The organism is Vreelandella venusta, assembly GCF_007989605.1.
Lineage (GTDB): Bacteria > Pseudomonadota > Gammaproteobacteria > Pseudomonadales > Halomonadaceae > Vreelandella > Vreelandella venusta.
The window spans coordinates 128,228-144,470 of the sequence record NZ_BJUL01000002.1; the positions used below are offsets into that span (position 1 = coordinate 128,228).

A 16,243-nucleotide genomic window follows, 5' to 3' on the forward strand; every position below is an offset into this window, starting at 1 on the left:
GGTGCGCCTGTGGAGCCGAGAACTATGGCGAATTGTGTGGCTTGCCGCTTTGGGCGCTTGCTTAGGGTGGTTGCTGGGTACGCCTGGTTTTGGAGTCGCTGCGGGGCTTGCTGTTTGTCTGGTGTATCAACTGCGTCAACTGCGCGCGCTCTTTGAGTGGTTAACGCTTCATCCTCATGATGAACCCCCTGCTGCGAGCGGCATGTGGGGCGAGCTTTTTGATCGCTTGTATCGCTACCAAAAGAGCCAGCGGATTACCCAAAACCGCTTGCGTGCCACCCTTGCACGTATTCAAGAATCATCCGAAGCGATGCGTGACAGTGTCGTTATGCTAGATCGACATGGCGACCTGGAGTGGTGGAACAGCGCCGCGACAGAAATGCTGGGCCTACAAACAGCCCACGACCGTGGCCAACACATTACCAATCTAATTCGTGATCCACGATTTATCAGCTACTTTAATGCGCGTAAATACGGTGAACCACTGACCTTAACGTCGCCCATTGATGAACGGCATATCCTTCAATATCAAATTACTCTCTATGGTGATGATGAGCGCTTGGTAATGGCGCGAGATATTACTCGCTTGCATCGTTTAGAGCAGATGCGTCGTGACTTTGTCGCCAATGTTTCCCATGAACTACGCACACCGCTAACGGTGCTGACGGGTTATTTAGAAACCTACAGCGACTTAAAAGAGCAGCTTCCACCACGTTTGGGCCGAGGTATTGCTCAGATGGAAGAGCAGACGAAACGTATGCAAAACTTAGTCAATGACCTGCTACTGCTCTCTCGGTTAGAAATTGAACAAGGTGGCGAAGATCATCATGCGTTAGCGTTAGGGCCAATGCTCGACGCCATTCGTCGCGATGCGTTGGCGCTCTCTAATCAACAGCATAGTGTTCAAGTCGTGCTTGAGAGCGATGCCCGTCTGATCGGCAGCGAGCAGGAGCTGCATAGCGCTATCTCAAACCTAGTGTTTAACGCTGTGCGGTATACCCCAGAGGGAAGCCAAATAACACTTCGCTGGAAAACCCTGCCGAATGGCAGTGCTTGTATTGAAGTTGACGACGACGGTGAGGGTATTGACCCTGTACATATTCCACGCTTGACCGAGCGTTTCTATCGCGTTGATAAAGGGCGTAGTACCGCAACGGGCGGTACCGGGCTTGGTCTGGCGATTGCAAAACATGTGCTGCTAAGGCATGACGCATTGCTACAAATTGAATCCCACCCTGGCGAAGGAGCCCTCTTTCGCTGTGTTTTCCCATCCTCACGTGTTGTCAAAAGCGAGTCCGCTTCACGCAATGCTGTTTAAGTATAAGTGATGTATAGATGTGCCCTGTTTGTCATACAAGTATGGTCAAATAATGCTCATGTGTCATTTCTAGCCACTTTCCCTGCTTGATTTGAAAACGCGTTAAGCCCCCTTCCTGTTATGCTTTTCTTTATAAGCGTTTGTTTTGTTTGATCTTTTATATCGTTTTCGATTTTTTGGCACATCAAATGCAAAAGTCTTGGTACTTGATAAGAGAGAAAACCATAGGAATTGGTAAGCCGAAAGGCCGTCTTTCTTATTACTTAAGCAGTACCTGAACAGCGATCTAGGAGACGGAACATGATGTCCAAGGAACTACTCAAGAAAGCTGGTATTTTAAGTGTAGCGTTCGGTTTGGTTGCTAGTCCTGCAGCATTCGCTCAAGAGCCAGCAGACCCAGCGAACAACATTACCCCTGATGAGCAGCCTGTTGAGGCTCAATCTGAAAATACAACAGGTCCAAGCAATTATGATAGCCAAGAGTTGAACCAGGACGAAGGTGATAATGTCAGTGACATGGAGCCTAGTTCAACGAGCCATGACGACTCAGAGCCTGGCTACGACAGCACAGATGAGTTGCCTGAAGAGAATGGCGGAATGTAACATTAACTTTGGTTACTAATCTTTTCAAAAGGTAATAAAACTCTTACGCTTAGGGATGAGCTATTCAGAGGCAAGGATGTCAAATTGCACGGATGCTCCTAGATTCAAGGATTGAATCTTTCGACGGTCAACACGCTAGTTAGGGTTAATTCCAAGGCTGGAGTCCCTCAAACGGATAGGAAGCTAGTGTTACGTATCGCGATACTAAGAGTGCTCAAGACCCCACTTCGGTGGGGTCTAATTTTTTGTGTATAGTATAATCATTGTTACGCTACAAGCTGTTTACTCCTTGGTGTAGGTTTTTGTAGTCAATTTTTTATATCAATTTGAAATAATTGAATTTTATTGTTTCATGGTCTTTTTTGATGTTAGGTACAGCTATTTAGATAACGCGTTTCGCGACTGACAAAAGAAGATGCCTTGTATCATTGCACTGTCGGTTGCCTCATACAGTCAGGAGCTTTTATTTATGTTGTTGAAATCGCTTGTTAAAAACACGGTAGTTGTGGGCTTATTGTTGGCAAGCTCTATCGCGGTTGCGCACTCTTCCATTGAGCTGAATAAAGAGCGTGTTGAAAACCAGGAAATTATTCAGCCGCAATCTCGTAACACATCGGGCCCTGCGACCTATTCAGCTAAGGATTTGCTCAATGACAATGAGAATACTCTGATATACACGCCTTCAAGCCGTGCCAGTAACGCTGATGATGATTCTAAAGAGAGAGAAGGCTATAGCGCTGAAGAACTCAACCGTGACGAGGGCAGCAGTACACGCTGGTAAGGGTGCTATAGTCAAAAAACCCCGCTTCGACGGGGTTTTTTTGACTAAGACGCTTATTAGTTGATCGCGCTAATGCTGGTGATGGTGATCAGCGGCGGTGCTTCCTTCTTGGGCGCTTTGAACCCAAACTTCTATTTCAATATCGTCTTGCTTGGCAAACTTGAGCGTGATGGGAAACCGGTCACCTTCTGCTAGTGGCTGATGTAATCCCATTAGCATTAAGTGATAGCCGCCACCTGGCCGCATTGTCAGCGTTTCATCTTTCGCGATTTCGATAGCATTGACGTGGCGCATTTTCATCATATCGCCTTCCATCTGCATATCATGTAGCTCAACACTTTCGCTCACAGGGGTCTGAGCGCTGACCAGCGTGACGGATTCTGTATGAGCCGTTATATCCAGGTAGGCAGCACCATTTACCACGCCGGGAGGAGTTGGTGTGGCAAAAGGATGAGCGATCCTTAGTTGGTCGGTTTGAACGTCGTGAGCCGACGCGAAAGAGATTGAGCCAGTGAGAAGAGCCGTCAACCAGAGTGCGCGGGTCAGCATGATTGTATTCCTTGTAGGGGCCTTATCTTGTTAACAAGGCTTATGCTTAATCTTGAGAGTCGTCGTAAAGCCAAACAACCTTAAGGTAACAAATAGGTTGTATCAGCGTTATAGCGATTAAGCCATCAGCGCTGAGGCGTAATGTCGCGCGTACCGCGGTAGTGGTCGTCCCACATTAATACAGCGCCTGCTACTGCGCCGGGAATTAAGAACAGGTTAGCGAGAGGAATCCAGGTCACTAGCATAATCAAACCGCCGTAGGTAAGACTTGGCCACCACCGTTGCGATAGCCGTGCACGCATGTCGCGAAAGGTAATCTTATTGTTATCCATGGGGTAATCTAAATACGTGATTGCCATGATCCACGCGGAAAAGAGGAGCCACAAAATAGGGGCTATCAGGTTGAGGCCAGGTATCCAACTAATGATAAACAGTATCACCATGCGTGGCAGAATATAACCGAGTTTGACTAGCTCGCGTCCCAAGGCATCGACAGCGGTTTTAGCGAGTCCGCGGTCATCTAGGGGTTCACGCCCTGTCGCTTGACGTTCTACCTTCGCTGCTAAAAAACCATAGAAAGGTGCGGCGATTAAGTGGGTGACTAGGGTGAAGGTAAAAAAGATCACCAGTAGTAGGCTGATAAAGAACAGTGGCCAGATTAGCCATGAGAGCCATTCAAGCCAGCTTGGCACCATGGTCATCGCACTATCTAACCAGCCAGAAAAGCGGCTGACTACGAAGCTGAGCATGCTGGCATAAACGATTATATTGACCACGATGGGTAGGAAAATATAGCGCCGCAGACCTTTCTGGTAGACCAAGCGAGTGCCTCGACTCAGCGCCGTCATCGCATCCAACATATTTGCTCCTTAGAAAAAAACGCCCAGAGGGAATATCTGGGCGTATTGCAGGAGGAATCGCGTGCTAGGTCAAGATTTTTTAATTACCTGCGGGTCGATTGTGTCGGGGTCGCTATGGCGAATATCTAACCCTTTGACTAAGTAGACGACGTACTCCGCCAAGTTATTGGCATGATCCCCGACCCGCTCTAAGGCACGTAGTACCCACATAATGCTAAGTACGGAGCTAATCGAACGTGAGTCTTCCATCATAAAGGTCATCAGCGAACGCATGGCGCTACCATACTCATCGTCAACGAACTCATCTTCGCGTACAACTTGCATTGCAAGATCGGTATCAAAACGCGCAAAAGCAGTCAGTGAATCGCGAAGCATTTTACGCACGTGCTCGCTGATATGGCGTACTTCGACTAAACCACGAATACTGCCGCTACTTTCGCTCAACAGCAGTGCGTTTCGAGCAATTTTGCTGGCTTCATCGCCGATACGCTCAAGGTCAGACGTTGCGCGAATAACCGCTAGCACTAAGCGTAAGTCGGAAGCTGCGGGCTGACGACGCGCTAATACCCGCGTACATTCGTCGTCAATCTGTAGTTGCAGATCGTTTACTTGGCGGTCATTGTCGCGCACTTTCTCAGCAAGACGGCTGTCACCTTCCAGTAGCGCAAAAACAGCATCTTGCACTTGTTTTTCCACCAGACCGCCCATGGCCATCAGGTGGGTTTTTAGCTCTTCCAGCTCTTGGTTGAACTGGCGAGAGATATGTTGGCTGTGGCTATCGCTCGTAATATCCATTGAGCACTCCTGACGTGATGTCTTTGGGGCCTAGGTAATGCGGCCAGTGATGTAGTTTTCGGTGCGTTGTAAACGCGGGTTGGTGAACACTTGATCCGTTGGCCCGTACTCAACGAGTTCACCGTGCTGCAAAAAAGCCGTGTAGTCAGAAACCCGCGCGGCTTGCTGCATATTGTGAGTAACCAGCACAAGCGTTAGCTGTGATTTAAGGTTACGAATTAGCTCTTCAATTTTCAGCGTTGAAATCGGGTCTAAGGCTGACGCTGGTTCATCGAGTAGCAGTACATCCGGCTGAACGGCAAGCGTACGAGCAATAACTAAGCGCTGCTGCTGGCCGCCAGATAGCTGCCAAGCCGAGCGGTGCAGGCGATCTTTAACTTCATCCCACAGCGCTGCCGATGTCAGTGCCCATTCGATAATGTCGTCCCGCTTGCGCTTGGGTAAGCGCTGCTGTAGACGCAGGCCAAAAGCCACGTTTTCATAAATCGACATGGGAAAAGGATTGGGGGTTTGAAACACCATTCCAACGCGCCGTCGTAACTCGGTAACATTCATGTCTGGGGCATGAATATCCTGACCTTCAAGCTGAATATGGCCGCTGTGTGTTACCGATTCATTAAGGTCGTGCAGTCGATTAATCGCGCGTAGTAGGGTCGACTTTCCACAGCCTGAAGGGCCAATAAAAGCCGTTACACGGTGGCGTGGTAGGTCTAATGTTAGATCGCGCAACGCCACTTTCCCCGCATAAGCGAGGTGAAACTTTGCAATGCTCAGGCAACGCTGTTCGGCAGGAAAATGCGTCACGGGTGCGAGAGCCGCTTTGTTGGACGATAAAGACGCTAACATTCGTTTCCTCGCTGGCGCCTCAGATAATGACGCAGAAATATGGCAGTTAGATTAAGCACGAGTACGATTAATACCAGCAGTAGCGCGGTGGCGAAAACTAGCGGAATGGCGGTCTGTACATCTTCACCATGAAAAGCGGTATCAAATAAATGATAGCCGAGGTGCATAAACTTACGCTCTAGATGAAGGTAGGGAAATTCACTATCTACAGGCATTTGCGGCGCTAGCTTGGCGACGCCCACTAGCATTAGCGGTGCCACTTCGCCCGCGGCTCTGGCGACGGCTAAAATCACTCCCGTTAGCATGGCGGGTGTTGCCATGGGCAGCACCACCCGCGTTAACATTTCTAAACGTGTCGCCCCCAGTGCAACGGCACCTTCCCGCTGGGCATCGGGTATGCGTGCTAGCCCTTCTTCGGTAGCGACAATCACTACAGGTAGCGTGAGCAGGGCAAGTGTTAGCGAGGCCCAGAGAAGGCCGCCGGTGCCAAATGTGGGGGAGGGCAGTGCATCGCTGAAAAACCAGCTATCGATAGAACCGCCTACTCCGTAGACAAATACGCCAAGGCCAAATACGCCGTAAACGATTGAGGGCACGCCTGCAAGATTGCGTACGCCAATGCGAACTAAGCGTGTTAAGCGGTTTTGATGAGCGATTTCGTTTAAGTAAATGGCAGCGAGAACCCCAAACGGAGTAACGATTACTGACATCAGAATGACCATTAAGACAGTGCCAAAAATGGCTGGCCAGACACCTCCGCCAGTATTGGCGGCGCGTGGCCCTTCACTTAAAAATTGCCAGATGCGTTGTCCCCAGGCGATGGTTTTTTGCCCCCAAGACATGGCATTTGGCGATTGAAAGTAGGTGACACTTGCCAGCGGTTGGCGAAGTATTTGACCATCCGCAGTGGCTAGTACTAATGTGCCAGGGGGCCGTTGCTGAGCGGGTAAGGCAAGTGCATCATGGATGAAGGTCCAGGCGGCTTGTTCTGTTAACCGTTGATCGCCGCTCTCCACCGTCATTAAACGGCCTATAAAATCACCCCAAGGGGAGCGCGTTAAGCGAATCAGGTCGGCTGGCTCGGCCTGCTGGCTAATCTCATCAATGGCAATCCACCGCCAGTTGCTTCCTGTAACATCCTGATTACCTGTGAAATAGAGCCGTTCTGTCCCTGCTTCTTTGGGCAGCGCCACTTCACGAACTGCCTGTCCAATGACGGTATCGCCTGACTTTAGGGTAACTTCCTCTAACGATGCTGGCCAAAAATGGCCTAACCCCCGAATCGTCAACAGCGTTAATAATGCTGCCAACATTAATAACGAAAGTGCCACGCAGGCAGCACAAAGCCAAGGCCAGAGCCCGCTACTGCCCATTTTAAAATTGACGTTTGAAAAAGTTGCTCGCTGCCAACGCATTAGAGTGTGCTCCCTAAACGTTGATAGCGTCGGCGCAATCGCTGTCTGACAATTTCAGCCAACGTGTTCACCACAAAGGTAAAAATAAACAAGGCCAGCGCTGCTAGTATCAGTAAGTGATAGGTCAGCCCGCCTGGAGAAGCTTCGGGAAGCTCAATGGCGATAGAGGCTGATAGCGAACGTAGTCCTTCAAACGGACTGGCACTAAAGAGCGCGGTGTTACCGCTGGCCATTAACACAATCATGGTTTCGCCTACGGCGCGGCCAGCGCCAATCATCACCGCTGAAAAGACGCCAGGGCCTGCCGTGGGTAGGGCAACTTTCCAGAGTGCTTGCCAGCGGCTAGCGCCTAGCGCTTGAGCGCCTTCCATTAAGGTAGAGGGCACATCGGCAAGTGCATCTTCCGCAAGTGAATAAATACTGGGAATCACCGCAAATCCCATCGCAATACCCACAATCAATGCATTTCGAGTGGCGTAATCAAGTCCGTACCGTTGATCAAGCAAGCGTCGCAGGTCGCCGCCAAGCCAGTGTTGTTCAATGATGGGAGCTATCCATATTGCCAGTGCAGCCATGCCAATTAACCAGGGAATAAGCCATAAACCTGCCCAAGAAAGCGGTAGTCGTTGGCGAACGCGGGCGGCCGTCCGATACCATAGGTATCCCGCTAAGGCTGCGCTCAGTGGTAGCCAAATAATGATTATCAAGGCACTGGCTAGGTTTTGTTCCACCCAGGGAGCAAGTAATAAACCGGCAATGAAACCGATGACAACGCCAGGCACCGCTTCCATCAACTCAAGCGTTGGCTTCAAACGGCTACGGAGCCGCGCGGACATAAATAGCGCAGAGTACATTGCCGCGCCTAGGGCAATGGGCGTTGCGAATAGCATGGCGGCCAGCGCGGCTTTTAGCGTGCCCCAGGCAAGGGGGGAGAGTTTAGCGAGGCTGAACGTGTCGCCAAAGGCGAGTAATGGTAGCGTTTCCCAAAAAAGGAATACGCCAATCGCTAATATAGCCAACAAAACACCGATGCCACCGGCGGTGATAAGCCCGGTGGCAAGTCGGTCTTGTATATGGCGCAGCGGCTGACGCGAAAAGGGTAGCCGAGGAGGAGTCATGTGGACATCATAGAAAAGCGAAAGCCATCACGAAAATAAGCATGCATGGTTAATTCTCCTTACCCTATCGTTTTATTGTGACAATTAAATGACAGTTCACGGGCGTTGGCGCTGAGCATCACGTAGCTGATTAGGCAGAGGCACAAAGCCTGCTGCTTTGACAATCTGCTGGCCCTCTTCGGAAAAGATAAGTGCCAGAAAGGCTTGCTCCACCGGTGGTAATGACTCGCCGGGTGGCAGGTTAACGTAAAGATAGAGATCACGTGATAATGGGTACTCTCCTTGCTGAATAGAGTGCTCGTTGGGAGCAACGGCAACGCCAGATTCATCGACGAGGCTTAGTGCGCGCACCATTGGGGTTAAATGGTTGTAGCCTGCATAGCCGATGGCATTGAAGGACTCTCCTACCGCCGCGATGACTGCCGACGACCCTGGGTGTTCACTGATATCTAGGCGAAACTCGCCATCGCATAGGGCTCTTTTCTGAAAGAGGCCATGAGTACCTGACGCTAGGTTACGACCATGCAGCGCTATTTGGCCATAGGGCCAATCCGCCGCCGGCATCAGCGTACTCCAGCGCCGGATGGGGCGGGGAGCTCCGCAAGCGAGACTAGTTGAAAAAATCGCATCGACTTGTTGGAGTGTCAGGGTATCCAATGGGTTATGGCGATGGACCGCCACGACTAGCGCGTCCCGAGCAACACGAAGCTCAAGCGGTGGATAACCGTAGCGGTCAATAAACTGCTGGCGCTCTGCATGGGTCATGGGACGTGACATCGGCCCTAGGCGGGTGGTGCCAGCCACTAAGGCCGTTGGCGCACTGGCTGAGCCACCAGCCTGAAATTGCAGATTGATATCCGGGTGGCGGGCGCTCAAGGATTCGCCCCAGCGCAGCACTAGGCCTGCCATAGTGTCAGAACCGACGGCACCTAGCGTGCCACTCACCGAGGTTGGCTGACCCCAGGCAAGATTGCCCGCGATTAGCAGCCAGCCAGTCAGAAGCAGTCGCAGTTGATGTTTTCTGACACGTCGTAAATTGTAACGCTTCAAACGGCACCCCTCTTGTGATTAACTATTACCAGCCTATTGCGATGCAGCAACATCACAACAATAACCTTTTGAAGCGACCACCTTATGACACCGCTGGACACCGATTTGGACGATGTACCTGCTCCGCAGGGGCAGCTCACCTTAAAGTTACTGGCTTCTCGGCAAGATACCAATCTCTATGGTGATATTCCGGGTGGCTGGTTAGTCAACCAGATGGATCAAGCCGCCGAACTAGCCGCGGGCCGAGAGGCTGGCGGTCGTACAGCGACCGTGGCTATCGAAGCGATGGACTTTTTAAGCCCGGTACGCGTGGGCTCTATGGTGAGTGTCTATACCTGCGTGCAGGAAATAGGCCATAGCTCAATTAAGATTGATGTTGAGGTATGGGTGCGTCCCCCTCATGGCCGCCATTTGGAAGAGCGGCAGAAAGTGACCGAAGCGCGTTTTGTGATGGTCGCGTTGGATGATAATGGGCGTATCCGTGCGGTGCATAGCTGAGAGATTGGTTGACCATTAACATCGCAGAAGGGCGCCTTGGCGCCCTTCTTTGTCTTGCCACTAAAAGATAGCGAAATTCCTAGACGCCGACATTGTCGCGGTTTTTCAGGTAGGCGTATTCGCCGACATCGCTGAATGGGCGCAGTAATTTCTGGAAGGCTGAGTAAGAGTCATAAACACGGCGAGACTCTTCGTCACTGTCTACTTGGCGCTGGATCGCGGCTTTTGAAGATTCATACAGCGCTGCCATCACGTCGTCTGGGAAGGTGCGCAGTTGGACACCATGTTCATCGACCAGCGTTTCCAATGCCTGAGCGTTACGGAAGGCAAATTCGCTGATCATGGCGAGGTTAGAGGCGCGCGCAGCCTCACGGATCACGTCTTGCAGATCTTCTGGCAGAGAATTCCAAGCGTCTAAATTGACCGTGCCTTCCAGCACGGCTGTCGGCTCGTTCCATGCGGAGGTGTAGTAGTAATCCGCCACTTGGTGAAGGCCAAATGCCATATCATTGTAAGGCCCGACCCAGTCCGCTGCATCAAGCGCGCCGGTTTGCAGTGAGGTAAAGATTTCTGAGCCCGCCATAGTGACGGTACTGACGCCAATGCCGTTCATCGCTTCGCCAGCAAGGCCTGGGAGGCGAAGTTTTAGGCCCTGCATATCGTCTAGAGAGTTAATTTCTTTTTTGAACCAGCCGCCCATTTGCGTGCCGGTATTACCGACCGCAAAAGGCTTCAGGTTGTGGTTGGCGTAGATCTCATCCCACAGTTCCTGGCCGCCACCGTTATACAGCCACGCATTCATTTCGGTGGTGTTCATGCCAAACGGCACAGCGGTGAAAAACTGTGAGGCCGCGACCTTGCCGCGCCAGTAGTAGGATGCGGAATGGCCCATTTCTGCGGTACCCGCAGCGACTGCATCAAATACTTCAAGTGCAGGCACAAGTTCACCAGCACCGTGTACACGTATGCGCATGCGGCCATTGGAAAGCTGCTCAACCCGACGCGCGAAGTCATTGGCACCTGTGCCAAGTGCTGGGAAGTTTTTCGGCCAGGAGGTCACCATATCCCAGGTGTAGGTTTCGTTGGCGCTCGCAGTGGAAACAAAAGGCGCAGCAGCGACACCGGCGGCACCGAAGCCGGCGGTTTTTAGAAATTGGCGGCGTTGCATGGCGGGCATAACTCCGAAATTATCTGATGTTTTTTATTAATGCGCAGTGAGCGCAGTGTCCATCAGCCAGTATGCGCTAAGCAGGTTTTAATCGGCAAGTACTCGCCTACAGCTTTACGCTTACGTTAACACCGCTCAAAGTGGGGCGAGTTTGGCAAACCCTAGTACGAGCCATTTCACCCCCTCACCTTCAAAGCTGACCTGTACGCGGGCACGAGCACCTTCGCCTTCTGCATTTAGAATGATGCCTTCGCCAAACACCGGATGCATCACCCGCTGGCCAACATGCAGGGCAGGCAGGTCGCCGTCGCTTTCAACCCGCTGTTGCGCAAAGCTTGAACGTGAGGCAGTAACGGGGCGGGAAATATGGCCACGTAGGCGGACTTCTTCCAGTAGGTGGGGCGGAAGTTCACGTAGAAAGCGCGATGGCCTGGGAAATACCTCTTTGCCGTGCAAGCGGCGGGTTTCGGCATGGGTCAGGTAGAGTTTCTGCATCGCACGGGTAACGCCGACATAGCAAAGTCGTCTTTCCTCTTCGAGCCGCCCTGGCTCTTCGATCGACATTTTATGAGGAAACAGGCCCTCTTCAACGCCGGCAATAAACACCACGGGAAACTCCAAGCCCTTAGCAGAGTGCAGGGTCATCAGCTGCACGCTGTCTTCAAACTCATCGGCTTCATGGTCGCCGGCATTAAGTGCCGCTTCGGAAAGAAATGCTTCCAGCGCTGCCATGCCTTCGCCTGCCTCAGGGGTCTCGAAGGCATCGCCATGGGTAAAGGCGCGCGCAGCAGTCACCAACTCTTCCAAGTTTTCTACCCGCGCTTGGCCTTTTTCGCCGCGCTCGCTCTTGTGATGCTCGATCAGGCCGGTATGCGTAGTGATGTGATCGATAATTTCATGCAGCGGCAAGCCAGATGCATCGTTGTCTAATTGTTCGATGAGGTTGGCAAATGTCTGCAACGCGTTGGCGGCACGGCCTTTTAGCGTGCCGTCTTGGATGGCATCGTGCAGCGCTTGCCACAGTGAAATGCTTTGCTCCCTGGCGCGATGGCGCACAATTTCTACCGTGCGGGTGCCAATCCCGCGGGTGGGCACGTTAATCACGCGCTCCAAAGAGGCATCATCATCACGATTAAGCAGTAGGCGCAGGTAAGCTAAAGCATTCTTGATCTCTAAGCGCTCATAGAAGCGATGTCCTCCGTAAATACGGTAGGGCATACCTTGGCGGATCAGCGTCTCTTCCAGTAAGCGCGATTGAGCATTAGAGCGGTAAAGAATGGCAATGTCGCGGCGATTAAACCCTTCATCGACTTTCTCTTTGATGGTATCGACGATATAGCGGGCTTCTTCTAAATCGTTAAACCCGGCGTAGACAGAAATAGGGTCGCCTTCGACACCGTCAGTCCACAGATTTTTACCCAGCCGCTCACTGTTATGACTGATCAGCGTGTTAGCGGCCTCCAGAATCGCGCTTGTGGAGCGGTAGTTCTGCTCTAGGCGTACGGTGTGAGTGTTAGGAAACTCCTCCTCAAAGCGGCGAATATTTTCCACTTTAGCGCCGCGCCAACCATAAATGGACTGGTCATCGTCGCCGACGGCAGTCATTGGTGTTTGCAGCCCAGTGAGTAGTTTTAACCACGCGTATTGCAGCGTATTGGTGTCCTGAAACTCATCGACTAATACATGACCAAAACGCTCGCGGTAATGGTTTAGCAACGGCGGGTTGTCACGTAACAGCTCTAGGCTGCGCAGTAATAGTTCACCGAAGTCTACTAAGCCGCCGCGTTCGCAGATAAATTGATAGCGCTCATAAAGCTCTACCATCTGGCCAAGATAACCATCGCCGTCCACGTTGACTTGGTGGGGGCGAAGACCTTCCTCTTTGCAGCCAGAGATGAAGCCTTGTACCTGGCGGGGCGGAAAGCGTTCATCATCAATGGAATAATCTTTGAGCATCCGTTTTACCAACCGTAGCTGGTCATCGGAGTCGATAATTTGGAAGTGTTGTGGCAGTCGGGCATCCTGCCAATGGGTGCGCAGTAGGCGATGGGCAATAGAGTGAAACGTACCGACCCATACATGCCGCATGGAGAGGCTCAGCAGAGCTTCCAGACGAGTGCGCATTTCACGCGCGGCCTTGTTGGTAAACGTGACCGCCAGCAGGGAGTAAGGCGAAAGCCCTTCGGCCTGCATTAGCCAAGCTATACGATGAACCAGCACGCGGGTTTTACCGGATCCGGCACCCGCCAGTACCAGTAAGTTACCTTGGGGTGCGCTTACTGCCTCGCGCTGGGCAGGGTTGAGCTGATCAAGTATCGCCGTGACGTCGTCCATATAAGCCGCTGCCGGTTCGAAAAATGGGCGGTCAGTTTAGCACAGCCAACGAACTGGCTGTGCATACAGTTGAATAGGCAACTACGGCTCTTCAGGATAACGCAGCGTATTCAGACTCTTCTTGACCGCTTTCAGCTGTTCAGCCAGCTTCGGGCCACGTGTTTTGGCAACCCCAACGGCGAGGACGTCGATAAGCACCAAGTGGGCAATTCGTGAGCTAAGCGGCGTGTAGATTTCGGTATCTTCATGCACATCGATATACAGCGGCAGACTCACTTCGTTGGCCAGCGGTGAATCGCTTGGGCAAAGGCCAATAACGGTAGCACCAGCTTCGCGTGCTAAGCGAACGCTAGCGACCAGTGCTTTGGTTCGGCCTGTTTGTGAGATGGCGACCACCACATCACCCTCTTTTAGCGTGACTGCCGACATATTTTGCATATGCGGGTCTGCATAAGCGGAGGTCGATATCTGCAGGCGGAAGAACTTGTGCTGGGCATCGAAAGCCACGGCGCCAGAGGCGCCAAAGCCATAGAACTCAACGCGGTTTGCCATGGCGAGAGCGTTGACCGCACGCCCGAGAGCATCATTATCAAGCCGGTCACGCACCGATAAGAGCGTGCCCACGGTGGAGTCGAAAATGCTGTGGGAAAACTCGGCAACCGAGTCGCTATCGTTCATCGAGAACTGGGCAAACTGACTACCACTGGCGAGCATTTGGGCAAGTTGGAGTTTAAAGTCCTGAAACCCGTTACAGCCGAGCGCACGACAGAAACGCACGACGGTGGGCTCGCTAACTTTAGCCTCTGTTGCGAGGTCGACAATCCGCATATGGATGACCTCGTCTGGGTTGCGCAGCACGAACCGCGCAACCTTTTGCTCGGAGCGACGAAAGTGCTCCATGCGGCGTCTCATTTCATCGAACAGGGCGCGGCTCACATTAAGCTCCTTAAATTCTCTTTATTACTTATGCTGACATACTCACGACAGTATGCCTGAGTGCCTTCTGCAGCGTCTGTTGCAGAAAGCACGATGCAGAAACATTATAAATGCGATTGACTCATGCGTTTAAACGCCGTTAGGGCATTTCAGCTGGATTCGTCATCATTTTGTCAAGTAGGTTATAGTAAGAAGTGAAGTGCCGCACTGCATCATTTAAATAAACAGTCGTCACGGATGCAGGTGGACGTAGGCATATTCACCTGGAGGAACGTCGATTATGAGAAACGTCGAACGAATCACCTCGGTAAAAAGCGAACTGCTCGACATCTTTATGAGTATGGAAGTCGATGAGCATGTTCAACGGCGGCGCAGTGCCGCGCAGCGCAGCTTAAGGGCGCGTAGGGGCATCGAGCTGCATCGGGAGTTTCAGAAGTTATCGCGAGATATCGCCCCCTTGGCAGATGATGAGCAAGAGAGCGAATTGCATTAAAAAAGTGCACGAAAGAGTGCACTTAAAAGGTAGGCTTAAAAAGTATACCTAAAGATTGAAGGGTGCTGAAGCAGATCCGCCCCGCTTATGCGCAGGGCGGCACTGCTCAATGGTGCTGATTGTCCGTGATGGCTTAGAGGAGCCCGGTAACGAACACAGCAATCACGCCTGCGGGTGCTATAAAGCGCGCGATGACGTTCCATACGCTAACGCCTGTGGACGAAAGCCCTAGTTCAGCCTCTACACTGTCACGCTTCAAACACCACGCAACAAATATAATTGCCCCTAGCCCGGTTAATGGCAGCAAGATCTTACTGGTGAAGGTATCCAGTAGATCAAAGATGTTCAGTCCTAAGAACAGCACTTCAGACCACACGTTGAACGATAGCAGTGCGGCAACCCCTAGCGCCCACACGGCGATGCCGCTAACGAAAGTTGCCGCTAGGCGCGACAACGACGTGCGCTCTTCCAACGTTTCTACAACGGGCTCTAACAACGAAATCGCCGATGTTAACGCCGCGAAGGTAAGCAGTAGGAAGAACATCAGACCTAGCACCGTACCGCCTGCCATGTTGCCGAAGGCCAGCGGCAGCGTAACGAAAATCAAGCCTGGGCCTTCTCCCGCGCTGAGCCCATTAGCAAATACGATCGGGAAGATTGCTAAGCCCGCCAACAGCGCGATCGCCGTATCCAGAATAATAACGGTGCGTGCGGTACTGATCAGGTTAACGTCTTCGCCTAGGTAGGAGCCGTAGGCCATCATAATGCCCATACCCAGCGATAGGGTGAAGAACGCTTGTCCCATCGCGGCGAGTACAACACCGCCGTCAAGGGCACCCCAATCCGGGCTGAACATAAAGCCTAGCGCTTCACCAAAATGGCCGCTGGTCATACCATAGCCCACTAACACTAGCATCAGTACCACAAGTGCGGGCATCATGATGCGTGCCGCGCTTTCCAGGCCTTTGGTCACGCCACGAGCGACGATACCAATGACCAGGATGATAAAGGCCGTATGCCAAAGCAGTAGAGTCGTTGGGCTAGCCAACATGCCGCCAAACAGGCCACTAATGGTGTCAGCATCTTGGCCGTTAAACGTTCCAATGACGGAACTAAGAGTGTAGTTCAGTGACCAGCCACCAATGACACTGTAAAAAGACAGAATCAGGAACGCCGCTAATACGCCGCTCACACCGATTAACGCCCACGCCTTGGATTTACCGTGACTGGTTGCAAGATCAGCCATAGTGTTAATTGGATTTTTTTGGCCACGGCGGCCAATCATCCATTCAGCCACCAATATGGGCAGGCCCACCAACGCCACGCAAGCAAGGTAGACAAGCACGAAAGCTGCCCCACCACTGTCGCCCACCATGTAAGAAAAGCGCCAAATGTTACCAAGGCCAACGGCTGAACCAGCGGCCGCCAGCACAAACCCCATGCGCGATGACCACTGTGCATGTGCAAGTTTTGCCATGA

General features: G+C 52.0%; 16 protein-coding genes. 5 read left to right on the plus strand and 11 right to left on the minus strand.

Translation table 11 applies throughout. The features are described from left to right. Window position 1 precedes the first annotated feature (1 nt). From phoR to HVE01_RS02805, 3 genes are all read left to right on the plus strand, one after another. Complete coding sequence (gene phoR, locus HVE01_RS02795; RefSeq protein ID WP_146942260.1) at window positions 2-1,318, plus strand: phosphate regulon sensor histidine kinase PhoR; 1,317 nt, start codon at window positions 2-4, stop codon at window positions 1,316-1,318. Between the two features lie 300 nt (window positions 1,319-1,618). Further along, window positions 1,619-1,921 carry a hypothetical protein gene (locus HVE01_RS02800; RefSeq protein ID WP_125753131.1) on the plus strand — a complete coding sequence of 101 codons (303 nt, stop codon included), beginning with the start codon at window positions 1,619-1,621 and terminating at the stop codon, window positions 1,919-1,921. Window positions 1,922-2,390: 469 nt separating this feature from the next. After that, complete coding sequence (locus HVE01_RS02805; RefSeq protein WP_125753128.1) at window positions 2,391-2,702, plus strand: hypothetical protein; 312 nt, start codon at window positions 2,391-2,393, stop codon at window positions 2,700-2,702. Window positions 2,703-2,771: 69 nt separating this feature from the next. On the opposite strand, the gene HVE01_RS02810 is transcribed toward HVE01_RS02805, so the two are convergent. The 7 genes from HVE01_RS02810 to HVE01_RS02840 all read right to left on the minus strand — a co-directional run bounded on the left by HVE01_RS02810 (window position 2,772) and on the right by HVE01_RS02840 (window position 9,335). Next, on the minus strand, window positions 2,772-3,251 hold the full coding sequence (locus HVE01_RS02810) for a copper chaperone PCu(A)C (protein WP_125753125.1): 480 nt from the start codon (window positions 3,249-3,251) through the stop codon (window positions 2,772-2,774). Between the two features lie 125 nt (window positions 3,252-3,376). Continuing rightward, window positions 3,377-4,111 carry a sulfate transporter CysZ gene (cysZ, locus tag HVE01_RS02815; RefSeq protein WP_125753122.1) on the minus strand — a complete coding sequence of 245 codons (735 nt, stop codon included), beginning with the start codon at window positions 4,109-4,111 and terminating at the stop codon, window positions 3,377-3,379. A gap of 69 nt (window positions 4,112-4,180) precedes the next feature. Then, window positions 4,181-4,906: a phosphate signaling complex protein PhoU gene (gene phoU / locus HVE01_RS02820; RefSeq protein WP_125753119.1), complete on the minus strand. Its 726-nt coding sequence runs from the start codon at window positions 4,904-4,906 to the stop codon at window positions 4,181-4,183. Between the two features lie 30 nt (window positions 4,907-4,936). Then, window positions 4,937-5,752, minus strand: a complete 816-nt coding sequence (gene pstB / locus HVE01_RS02825) for a phosphate ABC transporter ATP-binding protein PstB (protein ID WP_125753116.1) — start codon at window positions 5,750-5,752, stop codon at window positions 4,937-4,939. Next, window positions 5,746-7,167, minus strand: a complete 1,422-nt coding sequence (gene pstA, locus HVE01_RS02830; RefSeq protein WP_146942262.1) for a phosphate ABC transporter permease PstA — start codon at window positions 7,165-7,167, stop codon at window positions 5,746-5,748. The genes pstB and pstA overlap by 7 nt, the downstream gene beginning before the upstream one ends. Continuing rightward, a complete protein-coding gene (locus HVE01_RS02835; protein ID WP_125753110.1) occupies window positions 7,167-8,285 on the minus strand; it encodes an ABC transporter permease subunit in 1,119 nt (372 codons plus the stop codon). The genes pstA and HVE01_RS02835 overlap by 1 nt, the downstream gene beginning before the upstream one ends. A 96-nt stretch (window positions 8,286-8,381) precedes the next feature. Then, the gene (locus HVE01_RS02840) at window positions 8,382-9,335 is read right to left on the minus strand and encodes a PstS family phosphate ABC transporter substrate-binding protein (RefSeq protein ID WP_146942264.1); all 954 of its coding nucleotides are present in this window, start codon (window positions 9,333-9,335) and stop codon (window positions 8,382-8,384) included. Window positions 9,336-9,419: 84 nt separating this feature from the next. On the opposite strand from HVE01_RS02840, the gene HVE01_RS02845 reads away from it, so the two are divergent. Beyond that, window positions 9,420-9,833 carry an acyl-CoA thioesterase gene (locus HVE01_RS02845; RefSeq protein ID WP_125753104.1) on the plus strand — a complete coding sequence of 138 codons (414 nt, stop codon included), beginning with the start codon at window positions 9,420-9,422 and terminating at the stop codon, window positions 9,831-9,833. Between the two features lie 79 nt (window positions 9,834-9,912). Here the strand turns inward: HVE01_RS02845 and HVE01_RS02850 are convergent, their stop codons facing one another. The 3 genes from HVE01_RS02850 to hexR form a co-directional block, all read right to left on the minus strand. Beyond that, window positions 9,913-11,001 carry a TRAP transporter substrate-binding protein gene (locus tag HVE01_RS02850; RefSeq protein ID WP_125753101.1) on the minus strand — a complete coding sequence of 363 codons (1,089 nt, stop codon included), beginning with the start codon at window positions 10,999-11,001 and terminating at the stop codon, window positions 9,913-9,915. A 135-nt stretch (window positions 11,002-11,136) separates the two neighbouring features. After that, window positions 11,137-13,335, minus strand: coding sequence for a DNA helicase II (uvrD, locus tag HVE01_RS02855; protein ID WP_146942266.1), 2,199 nt, complete (start codon window positions 13,333-13,335; stop codon window positions 11,137-11,139). Window positions 13,336-13,416: 81 nt separating this feature from the next. After that, on the minus strand, window positions 13,417-14,271 hold the full coding sequence (gene hexR, locus HVE01_RS02860; protein ID WP_125753094.1) for a transcriptional regulator HexR: 855 nt from the start codon (window positions 14,269-14,271) through the stop codon (window positions 13,417-13,419). 280 nt (window positions 14,272-14,551) lie between these two features. On the opposite strand from hexR, the gene HVE01_RS02865 reads away from it, so the two are divergent. After that, window positions 14,552-14,764, plus strand: a complete 213-nt coding sequence (locus HVE01_RS02865; RefSeq protein WP_125753091.1) for a PA3496 family putative envelope integrity protein — start codon at window positions 14,552-14,554, stop codon at window positions 14,762-14,764. A gap of 133 nt (window positions 14,765-14,897) precedes the next feature. On the opposite strand, the gene HVE01_RS02870 is transcribed toward HVE01_RS02865, so the two are convergent. Further along, on the minus strand, window positions 14,898-16,241 hold the full coding sequence (locus HVE01_RS02870; protein WP_125753088.1) for a sodium-dependent transporter: 1,344 nt from the start codon (window positions 16,239-16,241) through the stop codon (window positions 14,898-14,900). Window positions 16,242-16,243: the final 2 nt, after the last annotated feature.